Raw genomic sequence first — 26,258 nt, forward strand, 5'->3', positions numbered from 1 at the left:
CTAGACTTTCGATTCGCTGCCCAATTCCACAAACGCCTTGGCGATCGTCGTCTTCGTCACCCTGCCCACCAGCTCGTAATTTCGGCTGTCCTCTCCCTCGGCGGGACGGACAACGGGCAGCGAGTCGATCTGAAAGTCGATCAACTTTTTGGCGGCCGAATACAGGGTGTCCTCCGGCTGACAGGTAACAATGTTCGGCATGCGGGTCATGATGATCCCGACCGGCACGTCTTCCAGCGATTTGTTGCCGAGCGAAGCGCGCAGCAGGTCCTTGCGGGAGAGAACACCAGCCAGATAGCCTTTCTGGTTGACGACGAACAGCGTGCCTACGTCTTCCAGAAACAGTGTGACGATCGCGTCGTAGGCGGAAGCCGATTCGGAAACAACGATGGGCATCGCCTTGTAGTCATTGACGAGAAGCTTGTGAAGCCGTTCACTTATGACCGAGCCGGCAGGTCTGCCTGCATAAAAATAACCGACACGAGGTCTGGCTTCTAAATAACCGGACATCGTAAGGATTGACAGGTCGGGACGCAGCGTGGCCCTGGTCAGGTTGAGCCGCTCTGCGATCTGTTCGCCGGTAATCGGTCCTTCATCCTTAACGATCTGTAAGATCTGCTCTTGGCGTTTGGTAAGCTCGATGACCAATCCCCCCGGTTCATGTCTGGTACCTATCCCTAGTATTACTCTATTCGCACAGATTTTCCTTCTTTCCGCGGGAAAAAAGCTCGCCCCCGCCGGGCAGGCGGAGGCGTGTGCAGCCAGTCATCAGGCAAAAACCAGTTTGGAAAAATCGGCATATGCGCCAATCAGGCGGGAGATGTTGAGCAGGAGCGCCAGTCGGTTGCGGCGGACGGCTTGATCGTCAGCCATGACCATGACGGCGTCGAAGAACGATTGGATGGGCTCGCGCAGCTGGGACAGTGTCGCCAGCACCTGAGCCTGATCGTCGAGGCCCGTCACCTGCTCACGCACGGACAGATACGCCTTGTACAGGGTGCGTTCTGCGTCCTCGGTGAAGACGGCTTCGTCGATCGCGTCCCCCTCCGCTTTTTGTGCCAGATTGCCGGCCCGGTTGAACTGTTCCACGGTCAGCTTGAAGTCGTCCGATTGTACCGCTGCCATCAGCGCTTTCGCTTTGGCCAGCACGTCCGGCACCAGCGCGATGTCCGCCGACAGCACGGCGTCGATTACATCGTAACGAATCTGGTCTTCCTGCAGCGCATTTTTCAGTCGCAGCGCGAAGAAATCAGCCAGGTCTTTCTTCACCTCATCCCGGCCGCGCTTGGTTACGCCCTGAGCGGCATAGATGTCCAATGCGGCATCCCACAAGCGGTCCAGCGGCATATTCCAGCCGCGATCGAGCAGGATTGCCACGATTCCCGCCGCCATCCGGCGCAGTCCGTACGGGTCCTGCGAGCCGGTGGGGACGATGCCGATGGAGAAGCAGCCGACGATCGTGTCCAGCTTGTCCGCGATGCTGACAGCTGCACCTTCGGCAGACTGCGGCAGTTGGTCGCCGGCAAAACGGGGCAGGTAGTGTTCGAAGACACCTCGCGCCACCTCGTCGCTTTCACCTGCCTTGCGGGCGTAATCCTCGCCCATGATGCCCTGCAGTTCGGGAAATTCGCCCACCATGTTGGTCACCAGGTCAAACTTGGCAATCTCCGCGATGCGGTCCACGCGGGCGGCCTCCGCATTGCCCAGCTCCAGCTGACCGGCGATACGGCCTGCCAGATCGCGAATCCGGCGCACCTTGTCGCCGATCGTCCCCAGTTCTTCGTGGAAGACGATCGTCTCCAGCCGCTTCAGGCAGCTGTCGATCGACAGCTTTTGATCCTCCTCATAGAAGAAGCGGGCGTCGGACAGGCGAGCGCGCAGCACTTTTTCGTTTCCTTTGGCCACGTTGTCCAGCGCGCGGCTGTCGCCGTTGCGGACTGTGATAAAGTGGTTGAGCAGGTTGCCAGCCCCATCCTCTACCGGGAAGTAGCGCTGGTGCTCGCGCATCGAGGTGACCAGCACCTCGCGCGGAATGGAGAGAAATGCTTCGTCAAACGTGCCGTACAGCGCAGTCGGATACTCGACCAGATGAACCACTTCGTCCAGCAGGCCTTCATCCATCGGCACGCGCCAGCCGTTTTCCCGCTCCAATCGGTGAATCTGCTCAAGGATGGAACGGCGCCGTTCGTCCGGGTCGACGATGACGTGCTGTTCCGACAGCTTGGCTACGTACTCGCCCGGATGGGTCAGCGCCACGTCCTGACTGCCGAGGAAGCGGTGGCCGCGCGTCACGCGTCCCGATTTAACACCGGCGATCTCCATCTCGATCACGTTTTCACCGAAGAGGGCCACCAGCCAGCGGATCGGGCGCACGTACTTCAGCTCATACGCGCCCCAGCGCATGTTTTTCGGGAACGTCATGCCGGCGATCACATCAGCCAGTGCGGGCAGCAGTTCCTTGGTTGCTTTCCCGGCTTCCGACTTGCGGGCAAACACGTACTCGACGCCGTTCACGTCCTTGAAGTAGAGCTGATCGACGTCTACGCCGTTGCTGCGGGCAAAACCCTGCGCCGCCTTGGTCCAGTTGCCGGACTCGTCCATGGCGATTTTGCGGGCCGGTCCTTTCGCTTCGTCGTTGCGGTCCGGCTGTTTCTCCGCCACTCCGCTCACCAGAACGGCAAAGCGGCGCGGTGTCTCGTAGGAAAAGACCGCGTCGTAGGGAAGGCGTTCCGCCGCCAGCCATTTTTCCACCTTTTCCTTCAACTGCGCGGCCGCTCCGGCGACGAAGCGGGCCGGCATTTCTTCCGTACCGATCTCCAGCAACAAGTCGCGCTTACTCATCTGCGTTCACTCCTTCCTCACGGCTGGACGCGCTGTTGTGCGCAGCCGCCTCCTCGCTCGATTGTCCTTTTTTCAGCAAGGGGAAGCCGAGCCGTTCGCGCTCTGCCAGATAGGTGTGAGCCACTTCGCGGGACAGGTTGCGGACGCGGGCGATGTAGCCGGTCCTCTCCGTCACGCTGATCGCCCCCCGCGCATCCAGCAGGTTGAACGTGTGGGAGCACTTTAGCACGTAGTCATAGGCCGGAAACACCAGCCGCTCTTTCATCAGGCGCTTTGCTTCCGCCTCGTAGGTGTTGTACAGATTGAACAGCATGTCCACGTCGGACAGCTCAAACGTGTATTTGGAATGCTCGTACTCCGGCTGCAGGAAGACGTCGCCATAGGTGTAGCCGTTGACCCACTCCAGCTCGAAGACATTTTCCTTTTCCTGGATGTAGGACGCGAGGCGCTCCAAGCCGTAGGTGATCTCCACCGCCACCGGCTTGCATTCCAGTCCGCCCACCTGTTGGAAATAGGTGAACTGGGTGATTTCCATGCCGTCCAGCCACACTTCCCAGCCCAGGCCCCAGGCGCCAAGCCCCGGGTGCTCCCAGTTGTCCTCGACAAAGCGGATGTCGTGTTCCAGCGGTTCAATGCCCAGTTCGCGCAGACTGTCCAGGTAGATGTCCTGAATGTTGTCCGGCGACGGTTTCATGATCACTTGGAACTGATGGTGCTGGTACAAGCGGTTGGGGTTTTCCCCGTAACGGCCGTCGGCAGGCCGGCGGGACGGCTCCACGTAAGCCACATTCCACGGCTCCGGCCCGATCGCGCGGAGAAACGTCATCGGGTTGAGCGTGCCGGCCCCTTTTTCCACGTCGTACGGCTGCACAATCAAGCAATTTTGTTTTGCCCAAAAGTTTTGCAGCGTCAAGATGATGTCTTGAAAGGTCTTTTTCATGGTTCGTTCCACCTCCTGAAGGTAACAAAAACTCCAAGCGAAGCCTGCACAGCACGATCAGGCGTGAAAGCGCCCGTGTGCCATGGCCCCTGTTGGAAAGGACGCTGGTCTGCCGAATCAGGCCGCAGCTTAAAAAAAGCCGCTCCCCCCTGATTCAGCAAAAAACCTCCCGCCGCCTACACCGTGTCTTCCACAGTGTAGGGACGAGAGGTTATCCCGCGGTTCCACCCTACTTGACGAATCGGCATACCGGCCTCATCGTCCGCTTTTGCTGTTCACCTTGCTCCGGAACGCCGTTCATCGACATGACTACCAGGCTTCCACCCTCCCCGGTTCGCTACGTGAGAAGACGCGACGCCTTCTCGATCAGCCAGCGGTCGACTACTCCTTTCCTTCACAGCAACGGTCGATATCACATTTGGTACTTATCATAGCGAAAAGCAAAACGGATGTCAATGCAGATCCACATGACATTCCGGCCGGCTACAAGCCGATGTTTTCGATCTGATCCAGAAACGCCCGACTTTTCAGCCGCAAATCGAGATGTTGGTCCAAAAAGCTGCGCAGCACGTGTTTGAGCTGGCTGCGCGTCGCAGGTTTCACTTCAATCTCGCCCAGCCGCTCCAGATCAAACACCTGAAACAGGCGAAGCAGCTTCCAGACCGACGGGGTGACGGCGATTGCATACGGGTCCTGCGGAAGGCAGACGGGACAGATGAGTCCTCCCTGCGACACGCTGATCGCATATGGCTCCCGCTCCGCCCCGCAGCTGGCACATCCCGACAGGTGCGGGGCAATGCCCGCCACCCGCAGCATTTTTGTCTCGAAGATCCGGCAGAGAATTTCCGCATCCCTGCCTTCATCCAGATATCGAAACAGCAGCAATACCATGTGAAACAAAAAAGGATTGGCTTCCCGTTCATCCGTCAACCGGTCCAACAGCTCCGCTATGTACGCGGCATAAGCCGTGGCAGCCAGGTTTTGCCGCAAGTCCCGAAACGACTCCACGATCTCTCCCTGGGACAGGTCAGGCATGCCGCTTCCAGGCCCTGCCTTGCACAGATAGTATCCATGGGTAAACAGTTGGGAGACGGCCCCCAGGCGGCTTTTCGGCTTTTTCGCGCCGCGGGCCATGATGCCCACTTTGCCGTGCTCCCGCGTAAACAACGTCACCACTTTGCTGGACTCGCCATAGTCCACGCTGCGGATGACAATGCCTTCCCACTTTACAAGCATGCGTGTGTTTCACCCGGCTCCTTTTGGGCGAATTCAAACGTGTCCTCCTCGTCGGCAGTCGTTTGAAGGTGTTCTCTGTAGAGAAGGTAAGCATGGATGTCACCGGTCGAAGCGAAATATTTCCAAGAAAAGTCACGAAGCATGAAGCATCATCCTTTCTTGTTTCGGCTGAATCCACTTCCTTCTTAGATTCACCTGCGCCCGTTTTTCTATGCCATGGAAAAATTGACACCGCTATTCTTCATCGTAAAAACCAAAATTGCGCAGCATTCGCTCCTGATTGCGCCAGTCTTTTTTCACCTTGACCCACAGTTCCAGAAACACCTTGTCCCCCATCAGCCGCTCGATGTCCAGACGGGCGCGGCGGCCGATTTCCTTGAGCATCTGCCCTCTCTCGCCGATCAGGATGCCTTTCTGCGAATCCCGCTCGACGTAAATGGCCGCGTAGATGTACAGGGTCTTTCCGTTTTCGCCCCGCTTCATTTCTTCAACCGTCACGGCGATCGAATGGGGCACCTCTTCGCGGGTCAGATGCAGCACCTTTTCCCTGATCAATTCGGCCACGATGAAGCGCTCGGGGTGGTCGGTCACCTGGTCGGGCGGGTAGTACATCGGCCCTTCTTCCATCTCGTCAAAGATGGCCTGGATCAGCGGCCCGGTGTTGTTCCCCTCCAGAGCGGAAATCGGGATGATCTGTTTGAACTCGTACAGCTTCCGGTATTCGTCGATGATCGGCAGCAGTTCCTCCGGGTGAACCTTGTCAATTTTGTTGATCACCAGAAAGACGGGAGTTTTTACCTGCTTGAGCCGCTCAATGATGTAATCGTCACCCGGCCCCCGTTTTTCCGTTGCGTCGATGACAAACAGCACCAGGTCCACTTCGTTGAGCGTGTTTTCCGCGACGGCGACCATGTAGTCGCCCAGCTTGGACTTGGGCTTGTGAATCCCCGGCGTGTCCAGGAAGATGACTTGTCCCTGCTCTGTCGTGTAGACGGCGGTAATCTTGTTGCGCGTCGTCTGCGGTTTGTTGGACATGATCGCAATCTTCTGGCCGACGATGTGGTTTAACAGCGTGGATTTCCCCACGTTGGGCCTGCCCACAATGGAGACAAACCCGGATTTGAAACCTTTTTTCGTGCGATTATCCACGTAAATCCTCCTTGGCAAACGCCCCGGGAAGCAGGGCGGATACTGTTGTTTCTGTCACGTCACCGTTCATGTTGGCAAGGATGACCGGCATGTCGGGCGGGCACAGCTCCGCCATCACCTGCCGGCACGCGCCGCAGGGAGAGACCGGATTCGGCGTGTCAGCCACCACGGCGATCGCCTTGTAACGGGTATCCCCTTCGGAATACGCCTTAAACAGCGCGGTCCGCTCCGCGCAGTTGCACAGCGGGAAGGAGGCGTTCTCGATATTGCAGCCGAGATACACCTTGCCGCTGTCGGTCAAGAGTGCCGCTCCCACAGGAAAGTTGGAATACGGCACATACGCCAGCTTTCTCGCTTCTTTCGCTTGCTCCAGCAGGGCTTGTTTATCCATGTTCATCATCACCGTTCCCTCGCCAATCAATACATTTCAATACATATGTAGTGGGTAAAGCAAACGCGAGGCACCCGCCGGCCTGCAGGCGGTGCCGCAGAGCCGCACCAGGCCAGTCCTCCTGTTACACGGCCAGCCATACCGTGAGTTTCCCCCAGAGCGGTGGGCCGAAAACAGCGACGCCGATTACGACGGACAGGACAGCCGCCACCAGGACGGCACCGGCACAAGCGTCCTTGGCCGTTTTGGCCTTCGCGTGCCACTCGGGGGAGGACAAATCGACTGCTGCCTCCAGGGCGGTATTGACCAACTCGAGCGCCCACACCAGCGCGATAGAAAAAAAGACCAGCAAAACATCGCCGCGAGGAATGCGCAGCCACCACGCCGCCGCCAGCGCCAGCACGGCAAATGCGACGTGGATTTGCATGTTTCGCTGTGTCTTCACGGTTTGGACTATGCCTTGCAGGGCATAGGAAAAGCTGCTGACCAAACGGCGCCACTCTTTCAAACGCTATCGCCTACCTCGTCAAACCAATCTGCTGCAGCACTGCCTCCTGACGGGAAAACATCTCTTTCTCCTCTTCCTCCGTGCCGTGGTCGTACCCGAGCAGATGGAGAAAACCGTGAACAGCGAGAAAACCCAGTTCCCGTTCGAGCGAGTGTCCATACTCTGCCGCCTGCTCCTCCGCCTTGGGAACGGAAATGACAATGTCCCCCAGCATGTTGGGGAGCGCGTCCAACGCTTCCTCGTCCAAATAAATGTCCATTTCTCCCTCTCCCGACTCGTTCATCGCAAACGACAGCACGTCGGTGGGACGGTCAACGCCACGGTATTGGCGGTTCAGCTCATGGATGCGCTCGTTGTTCACCAGCGTCACCACCACTTCGCCGTCCACGCCTTCCCGCTCAGCAGCCGCTTCCAGGCAGCGGACGATCAGGTCCTGCAGGGATTCGTCAATCGGTTGGATTTCGTCGTGAAGAATTTCTACGGATAGCACGGGTACCCAATCTCCTTTACCGGTAGCTGTGTTCGTGTTCGTCTTTGGCGTACGCTTCGATGATCTTCTGCACCAGGCTGTGGCGCACCACGTCCGCTTCCTGGAAGCGGATAAATGCCACTTCGGGGATCGGGGCCAGAATGCGCTCTGCTTCCCGCAAACCCGATTTTTTCCCTTTGGGCAGGTCGATCTGGGTCACGTCGCCGGTAATCACCATTTTGGAACCGAAGCCCAGACGGGTGAGAAACATTTTCATTTGTTCAGGCGTGGTGTTCTGCGCTTCGTCCAGGATGACAAAGCAGTCTTCCAGCGTTCGCCCGCGCATGTATGCCAGCGGAGCCACTTCAATCAGCCCGCGCTCCATCATCTTGGCCACCTGTTCCGTGCCCAGCATGTCGTACAAGGCGTCGTAGAGCGGACGCAGATAGGGGTCCACTTTTTCCTGCAAGTCGCCGGGCAAAAAGCCGAGGCTCTCTCCTGCCTCCACGGCCGGGCGCGTCAGCACGATGCGCTTGACTCGTCCGTTTTTCAACGCGTTGACCGCCATTACCACAGCCAGGTACGTTTTGCCGGTACCGGCCGGCCCGATGCCAAACACGATGTCGTGCCGCTTGATGGCGGACAGGTAGTGGCGCTGTCCCAGCGTCTTGGCGCGAATCAGCTTGCCCTTTTGGGTGCGAGCCACTTCCTCGTCGTAGACGTCCAGCAATTGTTCCGCTTCTCCCCGTTCCACCAATTGCAGCGCGTACGAGACGTCGCGCTCGGACAGGGCGATGTCCCGCCGAATCAGCTGGAGCAGGACGGCAAACAAGCGGGAGAGCTTATCCACTTCGGCCTTTTCGCCGCTGATGACCAGCTCGCCGCTGCGTGTCATGATTTTTGCTGTGGTCGTTTCCTCGATCAATTTGAGATATGCATCGTGGGGACCGAACAGCAACAACGCTTCCGATGCGTCAACAAACGGAATTTTTACCTCTTCTTGTACGTGCAACAGGCTTCCATCTCCTTGCAGCGGTTGTCAGCAATCCATTACGAATTGCCGTTTGCCTGGGGAGCCGGCGGCAGGCCCAGAATCGGCTGCTCGACGGCAATGTCCTCAATAACGGAAAAATGAATACTCAAATAAACTTTACCATTCTCTCTCTTCACGTGCAAAACTTTTTCGTCCTGAATTACCGCATCTTTGCCCGCCTGCCGCAGCACGTCCTCGCGGGCCGCCTGCTTGGCAGCCTGCAGCGCTTCTTCCATGCTCAATTCCCGCCGTACTGGCTGCACCTCCGCCTGCGTGACCGTCTTCCAGCCGATCGGACTTGTAAAGCCCGCATACGAGGGTTGGAAGCGCTGCTCGACCGACTCGGCCTGCGCAAACGGCTGCTGTTTGAACGGCCATATCTGCACGGCGAAGGGGCCGACGAGCAGATACTGCGTCTGCTGCCGTTCACCGGTCAACTGATAGTGCACCTGGGCGAGCGGCATCGTGACGTTGCTGACGTACCACACCTCCCCTTTTACCGTGCCGCGGGCGGCGACTGCCTTTTGCCTGGTCTCATTGCCGATAATGCCGGATATCAGCGTCTGCCCTTTTTCCACAAACTGGTTGACAGACACCATGCTTTTGCCCGCTTCCGGCAGAATCGTGTGCACGACCGCCCGCTTCTTGGCAACCAGGTGGCGCGGACTGGGCGGGGCCGGCTTCTCCGGCTCTTCTTTCTCTACCACCTGGATAATCGCCTTGGTGCCTTGTATGTCAACGATGACCCTGGACGCTTCCGGCAGCAGGCTCATCAGTTCCCGCTGCAGCACGTGTGATTCTTTTAGTTTGGCCTTCCAGACCCCTTCTTTAATCCCGACCTGTGCCGCCGCATTAGTCACCGCCTCGGGGCGCATTTGCCTGACTCCCTGCACCTCCACCTGCCAGACGAACGAGGAGAGCATGTACATTCCGACCAAAAATAAAGAGGCGCCGATGACAAGACCGGCCCGCCGGCGCAGCCGGACCAGCCAGAAAGGCAGCCCGCCTCGTCGTTCCACGTGAGGGCGACAGCCTGTCTCCCGCAAAAACGGCCGCAAGCGAAAGTAATCGCGGATCAGGATGTCGCAGCGGCCCACCTCCTGCCCCACTCTGCGGATGTTCCAGATTCGGATACCTTCCCGTACCGCCATGTTCAACATTCGTTCAAACCGCTTTCCCCGGACGGTGATCGTGATATAGCCGTCCAACCATTCCTGCAATCCATTGCGCATGTGCCCGTCCCCACTTTCCCAGGTATTGTCGCGGAACGTTTCCTAAGGTTTCTCCAGAAACTTGACGCCGCCGATGCGCCCCTCCAACAGGATTTCCTCCGGCAGGATCGCCCGGATCACCAATTGTTCTCCAGTAACGAGCAGCTGTCCATTGGTCAACAGCAAGCGGAGCTCCTTTTCACTAAAGTGGAGAACTCCGCGGTGGTTTTCGATATACATTTGCAGATGGCCGATCATCGTGATGCGCGGGACTTCCAGCACCACATCTTGCGGCAAATCCAGCACTCCAACGGCCAGATGGCGCAGACGGCGGCCCCATCGTTTCATGAGCAAGCCCCCCTTTACTGGTGCTGCTGCGCCGGAATGCATCCCTCCAAGCCAGTCCGGGTGCCCGGTGCGTCCTTCTTCTATAACCGTATGCGGTGAGGGGAGAAAATCATGCAGAGAAAATCGCCCCGACACTCGCTTCCGCAAGCGTCGGGGCTCGTCCCGTCACGTCTTCTGTTCGTCGGTGGGAAAAGGCGTTCCGTACCGTTTGAGGGCCTTCCACTTCTTGATCACGCGCTTTACCTTTTCCGCCGTACATCCGCAGGCGATCGCCGTTTCATAGATCGATTTCCTTTCATAGATGACAAGCCGGATCACCTTTTGGCGAAACTTGCTCATCCTCTCCAGTTCCTGTCGATCCATTCGCCGCTCTACCCCTCACCCTTATTGTTAATAGTTCGTGCCTAGATCAAGAATAGTCAACCAAGACTTGAGGCACAAGACCAGATGTTCGATTTCTTTCGACAAAATGTTCAGTCAAAAAACAACAGGCGAACGGGAATGTTCGCCTGTCTGTTACACCCATGCGTCAAACGCTGCGGCGGTAGGGAAGGGGCCTGCTTTTGGCCCGGGGCGGACCGAAAATGATCGCCCACTTCATCCCTTCCCGAGGATCGAGCTCGGTTGGCTTTTCTGTTGCTTGCTCTGCCGGGGACGGTTGGAGCGCAGCATCATACCCAACAACTTGGGCGGCCGGTGCCGCTTCCACATTCGCCAGCGGCATATGCATCTCCTCTTCCAGCCATTCCGGTTCGGCGGCGCGTTCTTCCATGGCAGACCTGGATTCCTGCCGCACCACCATGCGCCGCTCCGGCTGCAACTCTACATCTGCAGGGAGCGGGAAATCGCCGCTGTCCACCGGGGTTAGCGGAGGACGCTGCGGTTTTCCCTGGGACATGCTGCGCCCTTGTTTGCCTTTTTTGCCAAACAGCAAGTAGCCGAAGAACCCCGCGATCAGAACCCAGAACTTGCCAAGGAGCGGTAAAACCCATTCCAACTGATCAATCAGCAGATCAATCAACAGATCAATAAGATCGTCCATTGGCTATCGCCTCTTACTCTTGGTCTTGGTCAGGCAGGTCGGACTTTTGCTTGCTGCCGGTGGCGCCGAATGCCTGGCGCATTTGCGTATCGGCGGAGATGTTTTGCAGGTTGTAGTAATCCATTACGCCCAATTTGCCGCTTCTCAGGGCTTCGGAGAGCGCGAGCGGCACCTGCGCCTCGGCTTCCACAACCTTGGCCTTCATCTCTACGACGCGCGCCTTCATTTCCTGTTCCTGGGCGACCGCCATCGCGCGGCGCTCCTCTGCTTTTGCCTGAGCGATGCGTTTGTCTGCTTCCGCCTGATCGGTTTGGAGCTGTGCCCCGATGTTTTTGCCCACATCTACATCAGCGATGTCGATGGAGAGGATTTCAAACGCTGTACCGGCGTCCAACCCTTTGTTCAACACGGTTTGCGAAATGCTGTCCGGATTTTCCAGCACGTCTTTGTGGGAGTTGGACGAACCGATCGTCGTCACGATCCCTTCGCCAACACGGGCGATAATCGTTTCTTCGCCTGCGCCCCCCACCAGTCGGTCGATGTTGGCGCGAACAGTCACCTTCGCCTTTGCCTTTACCTCGATCCCGTCCTTGGCCATGGCGGCGACGACGGGGGTTTCAATCACTTTCGGGTTTACGCTCATCTGCACCGCTTCCAGCACGTCACGGCCCGCCAGGTCAATCGCGGCGGCCCGCTCGAAGCCGAGCGGAATGTCAGCCCGCTGTGCAGCTACCAGGGCATCGACGACACGGTCTACGTTTCCGCCTGCCAGGTAGTGGCTTTCCAACTGGTTCGTGTCAAGCTCCAGCCCCGCTTTTCTCGCCTTGATCAGCGGGTTGACGATGCGCGAAGGAATCACGCGGCGCAGCCGCATGGCCACCAGCGTGATGATGCCGACGCGCACACCGGAGGCGAGCGCGGAAATCCAGAGCATTACCGGGACGAATGAGAAAAAGATCGACAGGACAACGATCGCCACTGCCACCATAAAAATGATAGGAATCAATCCGCTATCCAACATGAATCATCTACTCCTTTTGTTCTTGTTCCTGCACGACAACGCGGCTGCCTTCCACCTGTATTACGGTGATGGGGGTGCCGGCGGCAATAAATCCGCCTCCGCTGACGGCATCAATGCGCCGCCCCTCAATCTTGACCACGCCCGCCGGTCGAAGCGGCGTCAGGGCAATCCCCTCCTTGCCCAGCAGGTGCCGCTGGTCCTTCGGCGCCACGTAGCCCGCTTCATTGCGCTGCACGTCACCCAGCACAAACCGGCTGATCAGTCCTTTGATGCCGTATTTTTTAATCAGCGCGAAGGCGACGATCACCGTGACCAGGACAGCGATCCCCAGCGATGCAAGCCCCTGTTTTGTGTCGTAGGCAGCCATGACCAAGCCGGCGACAATGCTGATGAAGCCAAGCCCACCGACGATCCCGCCGGGAACGAAGATTTCCAATATCATCAGCAGGATGCCCAGAACAAACAGGCAGATATGCAGCCAATTGGCGAATCCCGCCACGTAATGGCCGAAGAAGTACAGACCAAAGGCGCACAACGCAACCGTGCCGCCCACGCCAAATCCGGGGGCAAACAGCTCGACGACGATGCCCACCAGACCAATGATCAACAGAAGGCTCATGACAACCGGACTGGTGACAAAACGGGCCACCCGCTCGCCGATTGTCGGTTCAATCGTTTCCAGCTCATCCGCATTGACGCCCAGATACGCGAGAAGCTGTGCCTTGTTGGCCACCACCTGTTCGGCGTAGCCCAACTGCTTGGCCCGCTCGGCATCCAGGGAAAGAACGGTGCCTTTCGGTTTCAACCCCGGAAACTCCCGGTCGATTTCCACCATGGCCCGGGCCACGTCCGGATTGCGGTTGTTCAGCTTGGCTGCCGCCTCCATTTTGTTAGCCCACCCGGAGATGATCTTCACGTCGGCGGCGTTGCCCGCCAGGTCAATCGGCGTCGCCGCCCCGATGCTGCTGCCTGGGGTCATGACAATTTCGTTTGCGTTCAGAGCGATATAGGTGCCGGCCGAAAACGCCTGATTGTCGATGTAGGCCACCACGTGGATTGGCGATTGTCTGACCAGTTGGCCGATGGAGTCGGCCGCATTGATTTCTCCGCCGGGGGTGTTGATGTGCAGCACGATCAGATCCGCGCCCTTACTCGTTGCTTCGGCAAACGCCCGCTTCAGAAAGCTTTCCAGCCCCTGCTCGATCTGGTGCTCCACGGGAATCCAGACCGCTTTCTGATACGGTTTGGCAGCAGCCGGACTTCCGGCCAGCAGACCGGCGAGCCCTATCGCCACGCAAAGCAGCGCCAGCAACAAGCGAACGGGACGGGAAACGATGCGTGACACATTCATTACCTCCACCTCCTTTCCTTATACAGCCTCCTCGAATGGCTACTTAGGTATACGGGTCAGATTCACGCCCGTTTCATAATTTTTTATTGATTGCCTTATTCGTGCCATAAAGAAAGACCCAGCCGCATGGGACTGAGTCTTTTGTGCGTATCTAGATGAGGTTGATCCTCATTACGATGGCAATTCCTCAGATACAATCTTTTGCACGAGAGCACCGTCGGCTCTTCCTTTTACTTTCGGCATGATCGCCCCCATCACCTTGCCCATCTCCTTTTTGGAGGTGGCTCCGGTGGCGGCAATCGCGTCCCGTACAATGCCGCGCAGTTCGTCCTCGCTCAATTGAGCGGGCAGATACGCGGAGAGCACGTCGATTTCCTCTCGTGTTTTGGCGGCGAGGTCGTCACGACCCGCCTTTTCGAATTCTTGGAGGGATTCACGGCGCTGTTTTAACTCGCGAGTCAAGATGGTCAGCTCTTCGTCTTCAGACAACAGTCTACCTTTACTAATCTCTTCGTTCTTTAACGCAGCTTTCACCATGCGAATAACAGAGAGTTTCAGCGCAGCTTTGTCCTTCATCGCTTGCTTCATATCTTGATCGAGTCGCTCCATTACACTCATGATGAGCCCTCCGTCAATTAGTACTTGCGCTTGCGAGCTGCTTCGGATTTTTTCTTGCGGCGCACGCTGGGTTTTTCGAAGTGGCGGCGTTTTCTCAGTTCCGCCATAACCCCTGCTTTGGCGCTCTCACGCTTGAAGCGACGAAGTGCCTGTTCCAAAGACTCGTTTTTCTTGACTCGAACTTCTGCCATCTGTCTTCCCTCCCTCCGCTAAAACCGTGGGACGCCTGTTACCAACAGACTGTCACACTACATTATAGGACAGAAAACCAAGACAGGTCAACCTTTCTTTCCAACTTATTCTTGGAAGCCAGCTCGGAAGAGGCAGCAGTGCGTTCACTCATGGCCTCCTTTCCTGCTGGGGTAAAGATCAGCTGACCGAGGCGCAATTCTGTCAGGAGAGGAAAAGCACGCTTACGCAAAACCGCTTTGCCGTAAAGAGAAATTGTTGCGACGTTTGTGACTGAACTGTTCAAACGCGCGGCATGATTGTGAATCGGAAGGGAATATATTACAATAAGAGGCAACTGGGTAATTGTACTGGTTAAAAAAAGTTATAAAAGCCGATCCAATATCTGAATAGGTCCCGCTGCCATACATGATGTAACAGACGCCCGAATCTTCGTTTTCGGGCGTTTTTCGCCGTCTGTGGCCATTATGCTTTTTTATCGCCACCTGAACTACCAGCAACCTGTACGCATGACTGTTTCATGATCATTGACCTGTTCGGCTGTCTGCGATGGGGACCGTCATTTTTTCCTTGCCGCGGCCGAACAGGAGTGTTAGCATGACTTCGTGGTTTCCACGATCGAAAACGATTCGATGAAAAGGGGATTGGACCTATGAGAGAAATTGCACTGGGACGAGCGGCCGTTATGGCGGAAGGGCTGCTGCTGGCGGGCGATCCCGGGCTGACGGTGACATCCGTTCACTTTGACACGCGTCAGCTTTTGCCGGGTGCCTTGTTCGTGGCGATTGCCGGAACGCGGGACGGACACGACTTTCTCCTGCAGGCGGCGGAAAAAGGCGCACGGGCAGCGATCATCTCCAACGAACAAAAGGTGCCAGACAGCCTGCCGGCGGGATTCGGCCTGATTCTGGTGAACGACACGCTGCGCGCGTTTCAAAAGCTGGCAGCTGCTTACCGCACGTCCTTTTCCATACCCTTTGTGGCCATTACCGGCAGCAACGGCAAAACGACAACGAAGGACATCGTCGCCCACCTGCTGGAAAGCCGGTTTTCCATCCACAAGACCTACAAAAATCTCAACAACCACCTGGGCGTTCCCTACTCCCTGCTGCAGGTGGAAGAGCAGCATCAGGCAGCCGTGCTGGAGCTGGGCATGAACCACGCTGGCGAAATCGACCTGCTGGCCTCGCTGGTCAAGCCGCAGATCAGCGTGATTACCTATATCGGCGAAGCCCACATCGAGTTTTTTGGCTCGCGGGAGAAAATCGCGCTCGCCAAGGCAGAACTGCTTCCCCACACTGATCCGGACGGACTGGTCCTTTTGAACGGAGACAGCGAATACCTGCGCAAGGTGGCGCCACTTTATCCGGGCCGCATCATGTACTACTCCGTCAACGCCCCCGCTGACATCTGGGCGGAGAATATCCAATCCGCTGACGACGGGACGCGATTTGACGTCTGCTTCCGGGACGGGGAGCGCTTCGCGGCCTTCCTGCCGCTGTTCGGCACGCACAACGTCCTGAACGCGCTGCCGGCTGTTGCGATCGGCCGCCACTTCGGCATGACGACAGCGGAGATCATCCGCGCGCTGGCGACGGTGCGCCTGTCGGCCATGCGTTTCGAGCGGATCGAGTCCGCCCATGGCCCGCTCTACATCAACGACGCGTACAACGCCAGCCCTTCGTCGATGGAAGCGGCGATCTCCACGTTTGCGGATCTGTTCCCCGAGCGTAAAAAGGTGCTGGTGCTGGGCGACATGTTTGAGCTTGGCGAGAACAGCCCGGCCATGCACGCCCAGGTGGGGGCTTTCGCCAACCGCTACCGCGACCGAATCGAACTGCTCGTGGCCGTCGGTGAGCAAGCGCAGCACCTGTATGACGCGTACGAGGGGAATAAGCGCTACTTCCCGACCAAGGCTGAAGCAGTCGAAACGCTCCTTGCGGTGCGCGACGCCCATCACGCCTTTCTGTTCAAAGCGTCGCAAGGCATGGGACTGTGGACGCTGCTTCAGGCGCTGGAAGATCACGCGTGACCACAATTGAAAACGAAAAACAGCAAGGAGCCTCGCTACAGAGGCTCCTTGTCCAAAAATGAACACGGGAGCGCCCCAGGGCACTCCCTCTACATTCCCCATTATTCCAACTCTTCTGCATCCACCACGTTTCGCTGTTTGTCGGCGTGGCGTTCCAGAGCAAGCTGGACCAGCCGGTCAATCAGCTCGCTGTAGCTGATGCCCGCTTCCTGGAACAGCAGCGGGTACATGCTGAACGGCGTAAAGCCGGGCATCGTGTTCACTTCATTGATATACAGTTGGTCGTTTTCCTCGTCCCAGAAAAAGTCTGCCCGCGACAGGCCCGACGCATCCAGGGCGCAGTATGCGATTTTGGCCATTTCAGCGATCCGCTCTGCCACGTGGGACGGAATCCGGGCTGGAATCTGCAGTTCTGTGCCGGCGCCTTTGTACTTGGCTTCGTAATCGTAAAACTCCTTGGCCGGCACGATCTCGCCCACGACCGAGGTGATTGGTTCCTCGTTGCCGAGCAGGCCGATTTCCAGCTCGCGCGCCTTGACGAACTGCTCCACGATCAACCGGCGGTCAAATTTGGCGGCCAGCATCATCGCGTCGATCAACTGCTGCCGGTCTTTTGCCTTACTGATCCCGACACTGGACCCCATGTTGGCCGGTTTTACGAAGCATGGGTAGCCCAGTTCCTGCTCGATGCGCGCGATGATTCCCTCCTGGTCACGTTCCCACTGCGACCGGAGCACGCCCACGTATTTCACCTGCGGCAGTCCCGCCTGGGCGAACACGTTTTTCATCATCCATTTGTCCATGCCCACTGCCGATGCCATGACACCAGCTCCGACATATGGCAGGTTGGCCAGTTCCAGCAGGCCTTGAATCGTGCCGTCTTCACCGTTTGGGCCGTGCACGACGGGAAAAATCACGTCCACTTCCTGGGCGACGCCAAAGATCGGCGAGGTGCGGCTGACAGCCACCTGTTCCATCTTCACCTCGCTGCTGACAGACACCGCCCCGTTTGTCAGGCGGAGTTCGTTGGTACCCTCCGGCAAAATGCCCCTGAGGTTCTCCCCTTTCACCCAGTTTCCATCCAGCGTCACGTAGATGGGCAAAATGTCGTATTTATCAAAATCGACCGCCTTCATAATCGACAGGGCGGTGCGCAGCGAAACCTCATGTTCCGAGGACTTCCCTCCGTAAATAATCCCCAGCCGAATTTTGTTCCCCATGAACTCCAAGCTCCTTTCGCCTTGCCTGCGCAAAAGCGCGTTCACGCGTCTCCTGCTCTCCCATGGTATGCAAACGCCCGCCTATGGTGTGCGCCGGGCGCAAATACCCCATTCAGCATACACAATCCCTTCCGCAAATACAAGGGGACAGGAGAAGCACAAGCAGCCGCCGTCCAACATATCCTGTGAAAAAACGTCACAGAAGACTTTTCTCAACGCAGGGGGAATGTCCATGAGAGACTATCTGCTCTTCTGTACGTACTGTTCGTCCTATACGCTCCTGCACCGCTACGACAAGGAGACCGGGACGTTTTTGGGCGAGTACTCCCTGTTGCACAACGCCTACACGCGCAACAGCGTCGTGCTCCACAAGTTTCTGCTCGCCCACCTCGGACACGCACTGCGCGTCATCCCCTCCCAAACGGACGAGTACCGCGAGATCATCTGCACAGCTTCCCGTTTTTTGGAAGACGATATCGACAAGTACGTGGAAGAAAGTCTGGCGCTGGTCAAGTACCAGGAACGGGATCGGCAGAGCGAACGGGAGATCGGCCAGGTGCGCCTCTACATCCTGGAACACCTGCTGACGCACGAACTGGAGGAATTGAGTAAAGTCAGGGCGGCCAGCTCAGCCGAGGGGCAGGTGCTGCTCGGCAAGGAACTGGGCATCAAACGAGCCCTGGAACTGGTTCGCGACATCCTGTCCGACAAACAGTTTGCCTGACCGCAGCGTTTTTCGACCCGCCGGACAGCGGGCCGTTTTTTTGTCGATACAAAAAAAGAAGCGGACGCATATGTCCGCTCAGCGTGTCAGTACGGGTCGATCTCTTCCCCCGTCCGGATGTCCTTCACCCGCAGGGGATCGCGCGGTGCAGAAATCGTCCCGCTTTCAGGCGGCTGCCTGCCCTCTTCCACCCAGCCGACAAGCAGGTCAAAGCATTGATGGACGTACGGTAACAGCGGCTGAAGTTCCTTGTCCGGGTCCGATGCGCTCCAGACCAGGCCGTCGACATGATTGCCCTTTTCCACCAGGTAGAGCCGGTGCAGGTTTTCCCGTCCCGCCGCTTTGACCAACCGCCGGTAGGCGTTCCCATGTACCTCGGGGAAGATCAGGGCGTCCCAGGTGCCGAACACGGAGATCAGCGGCACGTCAATCCTGCCCGTATTCTCGATCGCCTCCACCGCTTCTTTCACTTTTTTCGGCCGCTTGGTGAAATCGTAGGTGCGATAGATGCCGTCCAGCGAACGGTCGCGGGTGCCGTCGGCGTTGAACCGCAGGTAGTCCGGCCACTGCAAGCGCTTCGGCGCGTGCGGGTCAAACTCGTCCCGGTAGATGTTGAGGGTAAGGAACCAGTAGATCTGGTCGTAATAGGCCCACAGCTTCTCCGAGCCTTTGGGCACACCGGCTCGGTACAGGGCTGCGCGGGCGCGCTCCCGCTCGTTGCCCTGGCCGTAGATGGCCGCTTCCGCGTGGTTGACGACGTCGGTCAGTGTGGTGATCAGGTTGGGCCTGTCAGCGCGCCACAGCACCCCTTCCCAATCGACGCCGCCGTCGTACAGCCGCGGCTCTTTGGTCAGTTTCGGATCATCGTGTTCCAAAGCGTACCGGACCACGTACCCGCCGTTGGAAATACCGATGGCGTACGTGGGGATTGGATGCTGTTTCGAGACCAGTCGGGCAGCGGGTGTACTGTCGGAGGGATCGATCAGCCGGTCTCGATGATGCGCCGCCAGGTAGGCTTGCGCCGCCTTGGTCAACTGCCGGAAGCGGACATGCCACTCGGCTACCGAGTCTTCCTCGGACGCGAGGGCGTTTTTTACTTTGGCCAGCGGATCGGCGGGATCGCTTTCTCCCTGCGTCCCTTTGTCAATGGCCGCAAAGGCGTAGCCTTTTTCCAGCACGTAATCGCTAAACAACAGATCGGTGGCCGTCTCGTTGCGAGTGGCCGGGATGCCGGACACGACCAGCTTGCCGTTCCACTCATCCGGCACGCGAATGACGAATTGCGCATCGTCAAACGCGCCGTTTACTTGTGTGCCCGTCACTTCGGCCGGATCGTACATCGTTTCCCAACCGCCCCACGCGGCCGGGACCAGCCCCAGATTGCCGAATTGGACAGCCGCCGCGTACTGCTGCGGGTTGCGCGTGGTCAGCCAGTTTCCCGCCTGGCCGTCAAAGCGGGTGACCGTCACGCCATGCGCGCCCGGTACGACAGGTTCCGAGATCGCTCCGGCGGATGACAGGCCGGCCGGGACCAGCGGAACCATCAGCGCCGCCGCAAGCACAAGACGCGACCATGACATGCTCATCTCTCAATCCCTCCTCTTCTTCCTTCCCCTTTCTTTCTGAGAAGCGCTTTCATTTTACCAGTGCCGATTCGTTCCAGCAACTGCCATTTCTGTATGCGGATGACCCGTTCCGCAGCAGCCAGAGAAGCATGTTTCCCCTGCTGCCCGACGGAAGAACGGCGCAAAAAGGCGGCATGCCGCGCTGCTGCGACATGCCGCTCGTTTTTTGTCCGCCGCTCCTGGCAGCGGATGGTTACCGCCGATCCCTTACTTCAAAGATGGCAAACTTGAGGTAGTGGGATTCGTCCGCTCCGCTGATCTGTGGGTGGTCCTTGCCTGCTCCCCGCCACTCAATCAGCCGCAGGATTTTACGGGCATCCATCGCCGCGTCCTGGATCGTCTCCAGGAAAAGCTGGGGAGACATGTGGTACGAGCAGGAGGCCGTCACCAGATACCCTCCGGAGCGCACCAGCTTCATCCCGTTCAGATTGATGTCCTTGTAGCCGCGGCAGGCGCTCTTCACCGCCGCGCGCGATTTGGCAAACGCCGGCGGATCGAGAATGACCACGTCCCACATGCGGCCGGCATCGACGCACTCGCGCAGGTAGTCAAACGCGTTGGCAACGACGAATTCGACGCGGTGCAAAAAGCCGTTTTGCATGATGTTTCGCCTAGCCGTCTCGATGGCGTGCTCGGAGATATCGAGCGCCGTCACCTTTTTCGCGCCGTGCTTGCATGCGTTCAGCGTAAACGACCCGGTATGGGTAAAGCACTCCAGCACCTCTGCCCCGTCCCAGTAGGGGTTTTTTACCACTTTGCCGCGCCGGTCTACGGGGACGATCTTCTGTTCGCCGTCCACGTCCATCTCCTTCAGGGTGATGCCGTGCTTTTCTCCCCAGCCTTTCATCAGCGGGGCGATGGCGGCTCGGTTTTCCCGCTGGTCGTAAAAGAAGCCCGTTTTTTGCCCTTCGATGATATCCACAATGTATGTCAGGCCGTTTTCCGTAATTGTCACTTCCCGCGGACATTCCCCGTACAGCACTTCCTTGCTCTGGTTCAGCCCCTCCAGTTCACGCACGGGGACGTCGTTGCGCAGGTAGATGCCCTGCGGTTGAAACACTTCCACCAATGCGTCCCGAATCCAGTCGCGCCGCACGTCCATCCCAAGCGAGAGAATTTGCGCCACCAGCACGTCTTCGTACCGGTCCACAATCAGACCGGGCAGGAAGTCCGCCTCGCCGTAGACGACGCGGCATGCTCGCGGATTGTCGACGAACCGGGAGCGAAACGCGGCCGCTTCGCGGATGCGGCGGAGAAAAAAGTCATAGTCGATCGCTTCGTCCTGATTGTACGTCAGAACGCGAACGATGATTTGCGATGCGGGATTGATGTAGCCTTTGGCGAGGAAGTGGCCTTGGTGGTTGATTACCTCGACAATGTCGCCCGGCTTATACTCTCCTTGAATCTCCTTCACTTCCGATTGAAAAATCCACGGATGGCCCGCTTCCAGCCGCTTTTTTCGGTGCTTGTGCAGAATCACTCTTGCCAATGTTGTCGGTTCCTCCTTGTCATGCTCGTCTTGGTACAGGCATAGCGTATAGTAATTCAATCCCTCCCGACAGCCTGCACGGTGCCCGTTCAGATGGCACACGCTGGCTGCGCGAAGGGTGTTCTCATTGCTGGTAAGGAGGATCGCTCCGTGACTGCCATCCTCGCTCCCTTTACATTCGGTCTCAGTTTTTTTCTGTTGGGTATGTATGTCATGCGCACCGGTTTTCAAAACCTCGCCGGGAAGAAAATGGCGGACTGGCTGGGACGCTTCACGCGCACGCCGGTCCACAGCTTTTGGGTGGGTTTGTTGAGCACCATGGTGCTGCAGAGTTCCAGCGCCGTCACCGTCCTTACCATCGGGCTTACACATGCAGGCATGATCAGTTTTTCCCAGACCGTGGGAATCATTCTCGGCACCAATGTAGGGACGACGATCACAACCGAATTGATCGCGCTTCGGCTGGAGACGTTCGCCGTGCCCATGCTCCTGGTCGGCGTCGCCTTGTGGCTGATGCCGCGCCGTCTGACCCGCTGCATCGGACTGGTGGTGGCCGGCTTCGGCCTGATCTTTCTTGGGATCGACACCATGCAGGTGATGGCCAAACCGCTGGAACAGTCGGACGCGTTTCGCTCGCTGTTTCTGGAAAGCCGCCATTCCGTCTGGATCGGCCTGATCACCGGAATGGTGTTTACAGCGCTCATCCACAGCAGTTCGGCGACGACCGCCATCACCATGGGGTTGATGAGTCACCAGGTGCTCTCGATGGAGACGGCGCTGGCAATCGTGCTGGGTGCCAACATCGGCACCTGCTTTACCGCCATCATCGCCAGCATCGGCACCAATGCGGCTTCCCGCCAGGTCGCCTGGTGCCACACGCTGTTCAACCTGGTAGGCGCTCTCGCCTTTCTGCCGTTTCTTTCACAGCTTGCCATGGTCAGCAGCTTGTTGACAGACAGCCCGTCGATGCGAATTGCTCATGCCCAGACCCTGTTCAACGTGGTGTGCTCCCTGGCCGCCCTGCCGTTTACCAGGCAGATCGCCGCTGCCGTCCAGTGGCTGGTGCCGGACAGGAAACGACGACGCTGGTAACTCCGTCTACGTGGAAAACGGAATCAGGTACAGCGCTGTCACCACACCGGCCAAGATCATCGCCACACTGGACGCCGCCGTCTGCACCGGTGAGACGCGGTTCAGGTTGGCTGTGCCGATTGCATGAGAGCTGGTGCCGACGGCAATCCCAATTGCCCAATCATCCCTGATCCCCGCCCAGGAGAGGACCGGACGGGCAATGGTGACGCCGATGATCCCCGTCAATACGGTAAACAAGGCCCCCAGCGCCGGAATGCCGCCGATGCTGCGGGTCAGTTCCACGGCGATTGGCGTGGTCACCGATTTGGCCATCATGCTGTGCACCATCGTCTGATCCGTGCCCAGCAGCCATCCCACCAGCCGGACCGTCAGGATCGCAACGGCACAGCCCGCCGCCACACCCAGCAGGACGCCGCGCCAAATATGGACGAACTCCTTCAGCTGCTTGGCGAGCGGAACAGCCAGTGCAACCGTGGCCGGTCCCAGCCAAAACGAGATCCATTCCCCGCCGGCGCGGTACGCTTCCCAATCCTCGCCGATCAGCCACCAGGCAAACCAGACGCAGATTGTCGCCACGACCAGCGGTTGCAGACGGGGAAAGCGCTCCGCCAGCACACTCGCTGCCTTGTATCCCGCCAGTGTGACAGCAACGGCAAGCAATTGGTCAAACATCGAGCATCCTCCCTTCCAGTTGGTGATGCTCCATTTTTTGCTTGTGCCGGTTCAGATACCACTGAACGACCCGCCCCGACACCAGCATCACCGCGAGCGGACCCAGCACGAGCGACGAAACGATCGGCCACGGGTCGCCTGCAATCCACTTGAGATACGCAGTCACTCCCACCAGAATCGGTACAAAAAACAGCATCATGTGCCGAATCAACAGATTGCTGGCCGTCTCGACCCACTCCAGCTTGACCAGTCCCGTGCATAGCGCCAGCGTCAGCAGCAGCATGCCCAGCAAGTTGCCCGGCAGCGGGACGTGAAGCCATTTGTTGGCCAGCGTACCCATTCCAAAAAAGGCAAGCAGAATCAACACGCCCTTGATGGTTTTCATGTGATGCGCTCCTTCCACCCGGTTTTTGTCCATATGGTTACACCGGGATTTGTCAGGCGGTTCACTTCGCCAATATCCGCACTTCAGACACTTTGTCACATCCTGCAGAGCAGAGGTGTGACCCACCTGCAGAAAAAAGCCCGACCACTCATACGGTCAGGCTTTCCTTACGTGTCAGTAACCGCTGCCACCCGCGTTTGCGCCCGTCACGATCGCGACGCCGGAACTGGTGCCAATGCGGCTCGCTCCCGCTTCGATCATCGCAAGCGCCGTCGCGCGGTCGCGCACACCGCCGGAGGCTTTCACGCCAATATTCGGCCCCACTGTTTTGCGCATCAGGGCGATATCTTCCACGGTGGCACCGCCGTGTCCGAATCCGGTGGAGGTTTTGACGTAATCGGCGCCTGCTTCAACGCACAGCTTGCAGGCGGTCACTTTTTCTTCGTCCGTTAACAGGCCCGTTTCCAGAATCACTTTGACCAAAACGCTGCCAGCCGCTTCCTTGACGGCTTTCACATCCGCTTTTACCAGCTCCAGATCGCCGGATTTCAGCGCACCGATATTGAGGACCATGTCCACTTCCGCAGCGCCGTTTGCAATCGCGTCACGGGTTTCCGCCGCTTTCACCGCCGGAGTGCTGGCTCCCAGCGGGAACCCGATGACCGTGCACACCTTTACATCAGTGCCTTTCAGCAGCTCGGCGCAGCGCTTTACCCAAGTGGGGTTGACGCAGACGGAAGCAAAGTCGTGTTCTTTTGCTTCGGCGCACAGCTTGTCGATCATCGCTGCCGTCGTTTCCGGCTTCAGCAGGGTATGGTCAATGTACTTGTTCAGGTTCATCCTTCTCACACCTCGATCCCGAAATGTTGCAAAGCCTTGCGCAGGACGTCGTCGTTGTTGCGGTACCCTCGCTCCTGCTGGAGCGCCCACGCTTCCAGCGGCGTGTACCAGTGAACGTCGTTAATCTCCTCCACCTGCACGGTAATTTCCGTCGTGTACGCCTCCACCAGAAAATAGTGGACTTCCTTGTTGACCACTTCTCCCGTTACTGCGTGCTGGTAGTCGTAATAAATCGTGTCCAGCTTTTCTCCGAGCACCCCGCGGATTCCCGTCTCCTCCAGCACTTCCCGGAGTGCCGCTTCCTCAATAGTCTCGCCCAGTTCCTGTTTTCCCTTGGCCAGCGTCACCTTGCCGTAGCGGTCTTCAATCAGCAACAGCAGCAGTTCTTCGTCGTGAAAGCGGTAGACGACGCCGCCCGCTGATACCTCTTTCATATCGCCCGTTCCTTCAGTTGCACAGGACGCTCGTTGTCCAGTACGCGGACAAGCGTGCCGTTGCAGTATTCGGAGCCGGGTTCATCCAGCCGGACCTTGCAGATGTTGCCGATCATCGACGCATCGCCTGGGAAAACCACATTCAAATAGTTGTCGGAATACCCCATCAGCAAGCCGCTGTCCGGGTCTTCCTTGTACGGGCGTTCGGGAATCACTTCCAGCACTTCGCCGACAAACTGCTTGGCGTATGCCAGCGTCAGCTGCTGGTTCAGCTCCAGCAGTCGGGCGACCCGCTCATGCTTCACCTCTTCCGGAATCTGATCCGGCATGCGGGCAGCCGGCGTACCGGTGCGCATGGAGTACGGGAAGACGTGCAGTTCGGCAAACCCCACGGTTTTGATGAAATCGTAGGTGTTTTGGAACTGCTGTTCCGTTTCGCCCGGGAAGCCGACGATCACGTCGGTTGTCAGGGCGACGCCTGGCAGTGCTTCGCGCACTTTCACCATCTTTTCGTAGAATTCCGCCGTGGTGTACTTGCGGCGCATCCGCTTCAGCACCTCATCGTCGCCCGCTTGCAGGGGCACGTGCAGATGACGGCAGACGCGATCCGAATTGTTGATCACATCAATCACTTCGTCAGTAATCTGGCTGGCTTCGATGGAGCTGATGCGAATCCGCTTCAGTCCCTCCACCTGATGCAGATCCACGAGCAGTTTGGCCAGGTTGTAGTTCTCCAGATCCTCGCCGTAACCGCCGGTGTGGATACCGGTCAGCACGATCTCCAGATACCCGGCATCGACCAGCTTCCGGGCCTGTTCGAGAACGCTCTCCGGTTTGCGGGAGCGCATCAGGCCGCGTGCCCAGGGGATGATGCAGAAGGTGCAGAAATTGTTGCAGCCTTCCTGAATCTTCAGGGACGCGCGCGTGCGATCCGTAAACGACGGGACGTCCAGTTCTTCAAACTCGCGCGCCTTCATGATGTTGCTGACCGCGTTGATCGGTTGGCGCTCCCGGCGGATTTGCTCCACGTATTCGATCAGTTTCTCGCGGCCCTGTGTGCCGACGATGATATCTACACCCGGGATTTGCGCAATTTCCCCGGGGGAAGTTTGCGCGTAGCAACCTGTCACCGCGACAATCGCGTCAGGATTGCGGCGAATGGCACGGCGGATGACCTGACGGCTCTTCTTGTCTCCGGTATTGGTCACCGTGCACGTATTGATCACGTAGACGTCGGCGCCGTCCTGTTCAAAGTCCACCCGCTCGTAGCCGTTGGCCTTAAACAGCTGCCAGATCGCTTCCGTCTCATAACTGTTCACTTTGCAGCCCAATGTATGGAAAGCAACCGTAGACATGGCGCTTCCTCCTTTCTGTAAGTAGCCTTGACCCATCTTACGC

The 26,258-nt window shown here is 58.1% G+C and carries 29 protein-coding genes; 3 read left to right on the top strand and 26 right to left on the bottom strand.

Annotation, left to right across the window (positions count from 1 at the left end; translation table 11 throughout):
• The 18 genes from ccpN to rpsU all read right to left on the bottom strand — a co-directional run bounded on the left by ccpN (window position 1) and on the right by rpsU (window position 14,349).
• A complete protein-coding gene (gene ccpN / locus Q7F15_RS12855; protein ID WP_029097288.1) occupies window positions 1-648 on the bottom strand; it encodes a transcriptional regulator CcpN in 648 nt (215 codons plus the stop codon).
• A gap of 120 nt (window positions 649-768) precedes the next feature.
• On the bottom strand, window positions 769-2,841 hold the full coding sequence (gene glyS, locus Q7F15_RS12860) for a glycine--tRNA ligase subunit beta (protein WP_304414448.1): 2,073 nt from the start codon (window positions 2,839-2,841) through the stop codon (window positions 769-771).
• Entirely contained in the window at window positions 2,834-3,781 is a 948-nt protein-coding gene (gene glyQ, locus Q7F15_RS12865; protein WP_171565310.1) for a glycine--tRNA ligase subunit alpha, read from the bottom strand. The genes glyS and glyQ overlap by 8 nt, the downstream gene beginning before the upstream one ends.
• Before the next feature lie 483 nt (window positions 3,782-4,264).
• A complete protein-coding gene (gene recO, locus Q7F15_RS12870; protein ID WP_171565311.1) occupies window positions 4,265-5,017 on the bottom strand; it encodes a DNA repair protein RecO in 753 nt (250 codons plus the stop codon).
• On the bottom strand, window positions 5,008-5,160 hold the full coding sequence (locus Q7F15_RS12875; RefSeq protein WP_171565312.1) for a YqzL family protein: 153 nt from the start codon (window positions 5,158-5,160) through the stop codon (window positions 5,008-5,010). Before Q7F15_RS12875 ends, recO begins: the two co-directional genes overlap by 10 nt.
• Window positions 5,161-5,251: 91 nt before the next feature.
• On the bottom strand, window positions 5,252-6,166 hold the full coding sequence (gene era / locus Q7F15_RS12880; RefSeq protein ID WP_171565313.1) for a GTPase Era: 915 nt from the start codon (window positions 6,164-6,166) through the stop codon (window positions 5,252-5,254).
• Window positions 6,159-6,557: a cytidine deaminase gene (locus Q7F15_RS12885; protein WP_171565314.1), complete on the bottom strand. Its 399-nt coding sequence runs from the start codon at window positions 6,555-6,557 to the stop codon at window positions 6,159-6,161. Before Q7F15_RS12885 ends, era begins: the two co-directional genes overlap by 8 nt.
• A gap of 124 nt (window positions 6,558-6,681) precedes the next feature.
• Complete coding sequence (locus tag Q7F15_RS12890; protein WP_171565315.1) at window positions 6,682-7,065, bottom strand: diacylglycerol kinase; 384 nt, start codon at window positions 7,063-7,065, stop codon at window positions 6,682-6,684.
• 10 nt (window positions 7,066-7,075) lie between these two features.
• On the bottom strand, window positions 7,076-7,555 hold the full coding sequence (gene ybeY / locus Q7F15_RS12895) for an rRNA maturation RNase YbeY (RefSeq protein ID WP_171565316.1): 480 nt from the start codon (window positions 7,553-7,555) through the stop codon (window positions 7,076-7,078).
• Window positions 7,556-7,571: 16 nt separating this feature from the next.
• Complete coding sequence (locus Q7F15_RS12900) at window positions 7,572-8,546, bottom strand: PhoH family protein (protein ID WP_171565317.1); 975 nt, start codon at window positions 8,544-8,546, stop codon at window positions 7,572-7,574.
• Between the two features lie 38 nt (window positions 8,547-8,584).
• Window positions 8,585-9,799, bottom strand: a complete 1,215-nt coding sequence (yqfD, locus tag Q7F15_RS12905) for a sporulation protein YqfD (protein ID WP_171565318.1) — start codon at window positions 9,797-9,799, stop codon at window positions 8,585-8,587.
• A gap of 42 nt (window positions 9,800-9,841) precedes the next feature.
• Window positions 9,842-10,126: a sporulation protein YqfC gene (yqfC, locus tag Q7F15_RS12910; protein WP_171565319.1), complete on the bottom strand. Its 285-nt coding sequence runs from the start codon at window positions 10,124-10,126 to the stop codon at window positions 9,842-9,844.
• 165 nt (window positions 10,127-10,291) lie between these two features.
• Window positions 10,292-10,489 carry a sigma-70 family RNA polymerase sigma factor gene (locus Q7F15_RS12915; RefSeq protein WP_171565320.1) on the bottom strand — a complete coding sequence of 66 codons (198 nt, stop codon included), beginning with the start codon at window positions 10,487-10,489 and terminating at the stop codon, window positions 10,292-10,294.
• Window positions 10,490-10,655: 166 nt separating this feature from the next.
• Window positions 10,656-11,168 carry a hypothetical protein gene (locus Q7F15_RS12920; RefSeq protein WP_171565321.1) on the bottom strand — a complete coding sequence of 171 codons (513 nt, stop codon included), beginning with the start codon at window positions 11,166-11,168 and terminating at the stop codon, window positions 10,656-10,658.
• A gap of 13 nt (window positions 11,169-11,181) precedes the next feature.
• Window positions 11,182-12,189 carry a flotillin-like protein FloA gene (floA, locus tag Q7F15_RS12925; RefSeq protein ID WP_230076759.1) on the bottom strand — a complete coding sequence of 336 codons (1,008 nt, stop codon included), beginning with the start codon at window positions 12,187-12,189 and terminating at the stop codon, window positions 11,182-11,184.
• Window positions 12,190-12,196: 7 nt separating this feature from the next.
• Entirely contained in the window at window positions 12,197-13,540 is a 1,344-nt protein-coding gene (locus Q7F15_RS12930) for an NfeD family protein (protein ID WP_171565323.1), read from the bottom strand.
• 171 nt (window positions 13,541-13,711) lie between these two features.
• Window positions 13,712-14,158 carry a GatB/YqeY domain-containing protein gene (locus Q7F15_RS12935; RefSeq protein ID WP_171565324.1) on the bottom strand — a complete coding sequence of 149 codons (447 nt, stop codon included), beginning with the start codon at window positions 14,156-14,158 and terminating at the stop codon, window positions 13,712-13,714.
• Window positions 14,159-14,175: 17 nt separating this feature from the next.
• Window positions 14,176-14,349 carry a 30S ribosomal protein S21 gene (gene rpsU / locus Q7F15_RS12940; protein WP_029097302.1) on the bottom strand — a complete coding sequence of 58 codons (174 nt, stop codon included), beginning with the start codon at window positions 14,347-14,349 and terminating at the stop codon, window positions 14,176-14,178.
• Between the two features lie 650 nt (window positions 14,350-14,999).
• Here rpsU and Q7F15_RS12945 point away from each other — a divergent pair.
• Window positions 15,000-16,379: a UDP-N-acetylmuramoyl-tripeptide--D-alanyl-D-alanine ligase gene (locus Q7F15_RS12945; RefSeq protein WP_212132404.1), complete on the top strand. Its 1,380-nt coding sequence runs from the start codon at window positions 15,000-15,002 to the stop codon at window positions 16,377-16,379.
• Between the two features lie 101 nt (window positions 16,380-16,480).
• Here Q7F15_RS12945 and Q7F15_RS12950 read toward each other — a convergent pair whose 3' ends face one another.
• Entirely contained in the window at window positions 16,481-17,599 is a 1,119-nt protein-coding gene (locus Q7F15_RS12950) for a D-alanine--D-alanine ligase (RefSeq protein ID WP_212132405.1), read from the bottom strand.
• A 232-nt stretch (window positions 17,600-17,831) separates the two neighbouring features.
• Here Q7F15_RS12950 and Q7F15_RS12955 point away from each other — a divergent pair, with 232 nt between their 5' ends.
• Window positions 17,832-18,323 (top strand): hypothetical protein, encoded by a 492-nt coding sequence (locus Q7F15_RS12955; protein WP_171565327.1) that lies wholly within the window; start codon window positions 17,832-17,834, stop codon window positions 18,321-18,323.
• A gap of 86 nt (window positions 18,324-18,409) precedes the next feature.
• Here Q7F15_RS12955 and Q7F15_RS12960 read toward each other — a convergent pair whose 3' ends face one another.
• Both Q7F15_RS12960 and Q7F15_RS12965 read right to left on the bottom strand, forming a co-directional pair.
• Entirely contained in the window at window positions 18,410-19,867 is a 1,458-nt protein-coding gene (locus Q7F15_RS12960; RefSeq protein ID WP_212132439.1) for an alpha/beta hydrolase, read from the bottom strand.
• Between the two features lie 274 nt (window positions 19,868-20,141).
• Window positions 20,142-21,437, bottom strand: coding sequence for a class I SAM-dependent rRNA methyltransferase (locus Q7F15_RS12965; RefSeq protein ID WP_171565328.1), 1,296 nt, complete (start codon window positions 21,435-21,437; stop codon window positions 20,142-20,144).
• A 150-nt stretch (window positions 21,438-21,587) separates the two neighbouring features.
• Here Q7F15_RS12965 and Q7F15_RS12970 point away from each other — a divergent pair, with 150 nt between their 5' ends.
• Window positions 21,588-22,529, top strand: a complete 942-nt coding sequence (locus Q7F15_RS12970) for a Na/Pi cotransporter family protein (protein ID WP_304414449.1) — start codon at window positions 21,588-21,590, stop codon at window positions 22,527-22,529.
• A gap of 6 nt (window positions 22,530-22,535) precedes the next feature.
• Here the strand turns inward: Q7F15_RS12970 and Q7F15_RS12975 are convergent, their stop codons facing one another.
• The 5 genes from Q7F15_RS12975 to mtaB all read right to left on the bottom strand — a co-directional run bounded on the left by Q7F15_RS12975 (window position 22,536) and on the right by mtaB (window position 26,215).
• Window positions 22,536-23,201 (bottom strand): LrgB family protein, encoded by a 666-nt coding sequence (locus tag Q7F15_RS12975; protein ID WP_171565330.1) that lies wholly within the window; start codon window positions 23,199-23,201, stop codon window positions 22,536-22,538.
• Window positions 23,194-23,586, bottom strand: a complete 393-nt coding sequence (locus tag Q7F15_RS12980; protein WP_171565331.1) for a CidA/LrgA family protein — start codon at window positions 23,584-23,586, stop codon at window positions 23,194-23,196. The genes Q7F15_RS12975 and Q7F15_RS12980 overlap by 8 nt, the downstream gene beginning before the upstream one ends.
• Before the next feature lie 174 nt (window positions 23,587-23,760).
• On the bottom strand, window positions 23,761-24,426 hold the full coding sequence (deoC, locus tag Q7F15_RS12985) for a deoxyribose-phosphate aldolase (protein ID WP_171565332.1): 666 nt from the start codon (window positions 24,424-24,426) through the stop codon (window positions 23,761-23,763).
• 5 nt (window positions 24,427-24,431) lie between these two features.
• Window positions 24,432-24,860 (bottom strand): NUDIX hydrolase, encoded by a 429-nt coding sequence (locus Q7F15_RS12990; RefSeq protein ID WP_171565333.1) that lies wholly within the window; start codon window positions 24,858-24,860, stop codon window positions 24,432-24,434.
• The gene (gene mtaB / locus Q7F15_RS12995) at window positions 24,857-26,215 is read right to left on the bottom strand and encodes a tRNA (N(6)-L-threonylcarbamoyladenosine(37)-C(2))-methylthiotransferase MtaB (protein ID WP_171565334.1); all 1,359 of its coding nucleotides are present in this window, start codon (window positions 26,213-26,215) and stop codon (window positions 24,857-24,859) included. Before mtaB ends, Q7F15_RS12990 begins: the two co-directional genes overlap by 4 nt.
• Between the last annotated feature and the right edge of the window lie 43 nt (window positions 26,216-26,258).

It is taken from the genome of Brevibacillus aydinogluensis (assembly GCF_961514395.1).
In the GTDB taxonomy this organism is placed as follows: Bacteria; Bacillota; Bacilli; order Brevibacillales; family Brevibacillaceae; genus Brevibacillus; species Brevibacillus aydinogluensis.